General features: G+C 55.3%; 5 protein-coding genes. All 5 read right to left on the bottom strand.

The annotated features are described in order from the left end of the window. The coding region (locus HCU66_RS26525) for a GTP-binding protein (protein ID WP_205891335.1) at positions 1–599 on the bottom strand (599 nt) is incomplete at its 3' end. Between the two features lie 31 nt (positions 600–630). Beyond that, a complete protein-coding gene (gene fusA, locus HCU66_RS26530) occupies positions 631–2,736 on the bottom strand; it encodes an elongation factor G (protein WP_205891336.1) in 2,106 nt (701 codons plus the stop codon). A gap of 30 nt (positions 2,737–2,766) precedes the next feature. Then, entirely contained in the window at positions 2,767–3,237 is a 471-nt protein-coding gene (gene rpsG / locus HCU66_RS26535; RefSeq protein ID WP_002555493.1) for a 30S ribosomal protein S7, read from the bottom strand. Positions 3,238–3,355: 118 nt separating this feature from the next. Next, a complete protein-coding gene (rpsL, locus tag HCU66_RS26540) occupies positions 3,356–3,727 on the bottom strand; it encodes a 30S ribosomal protein S12 (RefSeq protein ID WP_003186084.1) in 372 nt (123 codons plus the stop codon). Positions 3,728–3,942: 215 nt separating this feature from the next. Then, positions 3,943–6,179 (bottom strand): DNA-directed RNA polymerase subunit beta' (locus tag HCU66_RS26545; protein ID WP_479561819.1); only part of this gene is annotated, 2,237 nt, incomplete at its 5' end.

Raw genomic sequence — 6,179 nt, forward strand, 5'->3', positions numbered from 1 at the left:
TCCAGAGTCTCAACCAACTTCTTGACGGCAGTGGTGCCCATCTCGTTGTCGTCTTGACCGTTCAGAGCCATCAGCGCCGAACCGATGATGATCGGAGTGTCGTCGCCCGGGAAGTCGTAAGTGCTCAGCAGATCGCGCACTTCCATCTCAACCAGTTCCAGCAGCTCAGCGTCGTCTACCATGTCAGCCTTGTTCAGGAAGACAACGATGTACGGAACGCCTACCTGACGGGACAGCAGGATGTGCTCACGAGTCTGTGGCATCGGACCATCAGCGGCCGAGCAAACCAGGATCGCGCCATCCATCTGCGCAGCACCGGTGATCATGTTTTTTACGTAGTCGGCGTGACCTGGGCAGTCAACGTGTGCGTAGTGACGCACGGCCGAATCGTATTCAACGTGAGCGGTGTTGATGGTGATACCACGAGCTTTTTCTTCTGGGGCGCTGTCGATCTTGTCGAAGTCAACCTTGGCCGAACCGAAAACTTCGGAGCAGACACGGGTCAGAGCAGCGGTCAGAGTGGTTTTACCGTGGTCAACGTGACCGATGGTGCCAACGTTGACGTGCGGTTTGTTACGTTCAAATTTTTCTTTAGCCACGACAATTAACTCCTAGCCTAAAGGGGCTGAATCAGCCTTGTTTTTTGGTCACAGTTTCGACGATATGCGACGGAGCTGTATTGTATTTTTTGAATTCCATAGAGTAGCTTGCGCGACCTTGGGACATGGAACGAACGTCGGTTGCATAACCGAACATTTCACCCAACGGAACCTCGGCACGAATCACCTTGCCGGAAACCGTATCTTCCATACCCAGGATCATGCCGCGGCGACGGTTAAGGTCGCCCATCACATCACCCATATAGTCTTCTGGCGTAACAACCTCTACCGCCATGATCGGCTCAAGCAACTCACCACCACCCTTCTGGGCCAGTTGCTTGGTTGCCATGGAAGCAGCCACCTTAAACGCCATCTCGTTCGAGTCGACGTCGTGGTAGGAACCATCAAACACGGTAGCCTTCAGGCCGATCAGCGGATAGCCGGCAACGACGCCGTTCTTCATCTGCTCTTCGATACCCTTCTGGATAGCCGGGATGTATTCCTTAGGAACCACACCACCTACTACTTCGTTCAGGAATTGCAGACCTTCCTGACCTTCGTCAGCAGGAGCAAAACGGATCCAGCAATGGCCGAACTGGCCACGACCGCCGGACTGGCGAACGAACTTGCCTTCGATCTCACAATTCTTCGTGATGCGCTCACGATAGGAAACCTGAGGCTTACCGATGTTGGCTTCGACGTTGAACTCACGGCGCATCCGGTCAACCAGGATGTCCAGGTGCAGCTCGCCCATGCCGGAGATGATCGTTTGACCAGTCTCTTCATCAGTCTTGACGCGGAAAGACGGGTCTTCCTGAGCAAGTTTGCCCAAAGCGATACCCATTTTTTCCTGGTCGTCCTTGGTCTTAGGCTCTACGGCAACCGAAATAACCGGCTCCGGGAAGTCCATGCGAACCAGGATGATTGGCTTGTCAGCGTTGCACAAGGTTTCACCAGTGGTGACGTCCTTCATGCCGATCAAGGCCGCGATGTCGCCAGCGCGCACTTCCTTGATTTCTTCACGGGCGTTTGCGTGCATTTGCACCATACGACCCACACGCTCTTTCTTGCCTTTTACCGAGTTGATCACGCCGTCGCCGGAGGCCAACACGCCCGAGTAAACCCGAACAAAGGTCAAGGTACCCACGAATGGGTCGGTAGCGATCTTGAACGCCAGAGCCGCGAAAGGCTCGTCGTCGCTTGCATGACGCTCCATTTCCTCTTCCTCGTTATCCGGGTTGGAACCCTTGATAGCAGGAATGTCGGTTGGAGCAGGCAGGAAGTCGATAACGGCGTCGAGAACCAGGGGAACGCCCTTGTTCTTGAAAGAAGAACCGCAAACAGCCAGAACGATCTCACCAGCGATAGTACGCTGACGCAGAGCGGCCTTGATTTCCTCGATGGAGAGCTCTTCCCCTTCGAGATACTTGTTCATCAGCTCTTCGTTGGCTTCGGCCGCAGCCTCGACCATGTTGCTGCGCCACTCTTCAGCCAGCTCTTGCAGCTCGGCAGGAATGTCCTTGCGAACAGGGACCATACCCTTGTCGGAGTCATTCCAGTAGACAGCTTGCATGTTGATCAGATCGATCTGACCCTGGAAGTTGTCTTCAGAGCCGATAGCCAACTGGATTGGCACCGGAGTGTGACCCAGACGCTGCTTGATCTGACCGATCACGCGCAGGAAGTTAGCGCCAGCACGGTCCATCTTGTTTACGTAAACAAGACGTGGAACGCCGTACTTGTTGGCCTGACGCCATACGGTTTCCGACTGAGGCTCAACACCCGAAGTACCGCAAAACACAACGACAGCGCCGTCGAGTACGCGCAGGGAGCGCTCAACTTCAATAGTGAAGTCTACGTGGCCCGGGGTATCGATAACGTTGAAACGGTGTTCGTGCGAGTACTGCTTCTCAGAACCCTTCCAGAAGGCGGTGATCGCAGCAGAAGTAATGGTAATACCACGCTCCTGCTCCTGCACCATCCAGTCTGTGGTCGCGGCGCCATCATGCACCTCGCCCATTTTGTGACTTTTGCCAGTGTAAAAAAGGACGCGCTCGGTGGTGGTGGTTTTACCAGCATCCACGTGAGCGACGATACCGATGTTACGGTAGCGGCTAATCGGAGTAGTACGAGCCATAAAGCCCTCGCAAAATTAGTGAAGCTAAAATTAGAAGCGGTAGTGCGAGAAAGCCTTGTTGGCTTCAGCCATACGGTGCACGTCTTCACGCTTCTTAACAGCAGCACCTTTACCTTCAGCAGCGTCCAACAGTTCGCCAGCCAAACGCAGAGCCATAGACTTCTCGCCGCGCTTACGGGCGAAGTCTACCAACCAGCGCATTGCCAGAGCGTTACGACGGGACGGACGAACTTCGACCGGAACCTGGTAAGTAGCACCGCCTACACGGCGCGACTTTACTTCGACCAGCGGAGCGATGGCGTCGAGAGCTTTCTCGAAGATTTCCAGGGGGTCGCTGTTCTTGCGTTCTTTAACCTTTTCCAGCGCGCCATAAACGATACGCTCGGCAACGGCTTTCTTGCCGCTTTCCATTACGTGGTTCATGAACTTGGCCAGGATTTGGCTTCCGTATTTTGGATCGTCAAGCACTTCGCGCTTGGCTGCTACGCGTCTTCTTGGCATGGATAAGCCCTCAAACGGTCTTCAGGTTCGCTCGGAATCGGTGCCCTTTCGGGACGCCTCCGACCTTACTCTTATCGACTCAGAAAAATAGAAATCGGTTTTTTGCTGCAAGCGACCATTACTTCGGACGCTTGGTACCGTACTTCGAACGACCTTGGTTACGACCTTTAACGCCGGAAGTATCCAAAGAGCCGCGAACGGTGTGGTAACGAACACCTGGCAAGTCTTTTACACGACCGCCGCGGATCAGTACCACGCTGTGCTCTTGCAGGTTGTGGCCTTCACCACCGATGTACGAGGAAACCTCGAAACCGTTGGTCAGACGCACACGGCATACTTTACGCAGTGCCGAGTTAGGTTTTTTCGGCGTAGTGGTATACACACGGGTGCATACGCCACGACGTTGCGGGCAGTTCTGCAGCGCAGGCACGTCGGATTTCTCGACGATACGCTTACGCGGCTGACGTACCAGCTGGTTGATAGTTGCCATCTACTAGCTCCACTGTTGTCTTGCGACGCTATTGTCTTGCAAGAAAAGCAAAATGGCAGGAACGAATTCCCGCCAAATTTAGGGGTACAAGAGTCTAAAGAGGATCTTGCCCCCAGTCAAGGCAAGGCCCCGACCTCCCCGCTCATCCAACCTCGACAAATTGTCTCGATTCGATGAACGGAGCGATCAGGGCCCGCACTCATTTACCGCAGAACTCAGTTACCGCTCGAGTTCAGCGCTTCGGTCAGTGCAGCTTCCACTTCACTGGCGCTTACGCGCAACGGCTTGTCAGCATCACGGCGGCGCTTGCGCTCGCTGTGATAAGCCAGACCGGTACCGGCCGGGATCAGACGACCCACGACTACGTTTTCTTTCAGGCCGCGCAGGTAATCGCGCTTGCCGGTTACCGCCGCTTCGGTCAGTACGCGAGTGGTTTCCTGGAAGGAAGCCGCCGAGATGAACGATTCGGTGGACAACGACGCCTTGGTGATACCCAGCAGAACGCGAGTGAACTTGGAGACAAATTTGTCTTCATTGCTCAGACGCTCGTTCTCTACCAGCACGTGAGTCAATTCCATCTGGTCGCCCTTGATGAAACTGGAATCGCCGGATTCAGCGATCTCAACTTTACGCAGCATCTGACGCAGGATGGTCTCGATGTGCTTATCGTTGATCTTCACGCCTTGCAGACGATAAACGTCCTGGATCTCGTTCACGATGTACTTGGCCAGCGCACTCACACCCAACAGACGCAGGATGTCGTGTGGATCGCTCGGACCGTCGGAGATAACTTCGCCGCGGTTAACCTGTTCGCCTTCGAAGACGTTCAGGTGACGCCACTTCGGAATCAGCTCTTCGTACGGATCGCTACCGTCGTTCGGGGTGATAACCAGACGGCGCTTGCCCTTGGTCTCTTTACCGAACGCGATGGTGCCGCTGACTTCAGCCAGAATCGAGGCTTCTTTCGGACGACGGGCTTCGAACAAGTCGGCAACACGCGGCAGACCACCGGTGATGTCACGGGTCTTCGAAGTCTCTTGCGGAATACGAGCGATAACATCACCGATCGCGATTTTCGCACCGTCCGCTACACCGACCAGGGCGTTTGCAGGCAGGAAGTACTGAGCAATTACGTCGGTACCTGGCAGCAGGAGATCCTTGCCGCTGTCATCAACCATCTTCACAGCAGGACGGATATCTTTACCGGCAGCTGGACGGTCTTTGGCGTCGAGTACTTCAATGTTGGTCATACCGGTCAATTCGTCAGTCTGACGCTTGATCGTGATGCCTTCTTCCATGCCCACGTAGGTCACGGTACCTTTCATTTCGGTAACGATTGGGTGAGTGTGCGGATCCCACTTGGCCACGATTGCGCCAGCGTCGACCTTGTCACCTTCTTTAACCGAAATCACAGCACCGTACGGCAGCTTGTAGCGCTCACGCTCACGACCGAAGTCATCAGCGATTGCCAGCTCACCGGAACGGGACACAGCAACCAGGCAACCGTCCACTCGCTCAACGTGCTTCAGGTTATGCAGACGGACGGTACCGCCATTCTTCACCTGAACGCTGTCGGCTGCGGAGGTCCGGCTTGCCGCACCACCGATGTGGAACGTACGCATGGTCAGCTGGGTACCCGGCTCACCGATGGACTGGGCAGCGATAACGCCGACCGCTTCACCGATGTTCACCTGGTGACCACGAGCCAAGTCACGGCCGTAGCACTTGGCGCAAATGCCGTAGCGGGTTTCGCAGCTGATCGGCGAACGCACGATCACTTCGTCGATGCTGTTCAGCTCGATGAACTCAACCCACTTCTCGTCTACCAGAGTGCCGGCAGGAACGATAACTTCCTCGGTACCTGGCTTGAATACGTCGCGGGCAATGACACGACCCAATACGCGCTCACCCAACGGCTCGACAACGTCACCGCCTTCAATGTGCGGAGTCATTACCAGGCCATGCTCGGTGCCGCAATCGATCTCGGTCACAACCAGATCCTGCGCCACGTCTACCAGACGACGAGTCAGGTAACCGGAGTTCGCCGTTTTCAACGCGGTATCCGCCAGACCTTTACGAGCACCGTGAGTAGAGATGAAGTACTGAAGTACGCTCAAACCTTCACGGAAGTTCGCAGTAATCGGCGTTTCGATGATGGAACCGTCCGGCTTGGCCATCAGGCCACGCATACCGGCGAGCTGACGGATCTGCGCAGCAGAACCCCGTGCGCCCGAGTCGGCCATCATGTACATCGAGTTGAACGATTCCTGGTCGACTTCGACGCCATGACGGTCGATGACTTTCTCTTTCGAGAGGTTGGCCATCATCGCCTTGGAAACTTCGTCGTTCGCCTTGGACCAGAGGTCGATCACTTTGTTGTACTTCTCGCCCTGGGTTACCAGGCCGGAGGCATACTGACTTTCGATCTCTTTCACTTCGTCGGTGGCAGCAC

The sequence above is a fragment of the Pseudomonas frederiksbergensis genome, from assembly GCF_017114915.1.
GTDB classification, from domain to species: Bacteria; Pseudomonadota; Gammaproteobacteria; order Pseudomonadales; family Pseudomonadaceae; genus Aquipseudomonas; species Aquipseudomonas frederiksbergensis_I.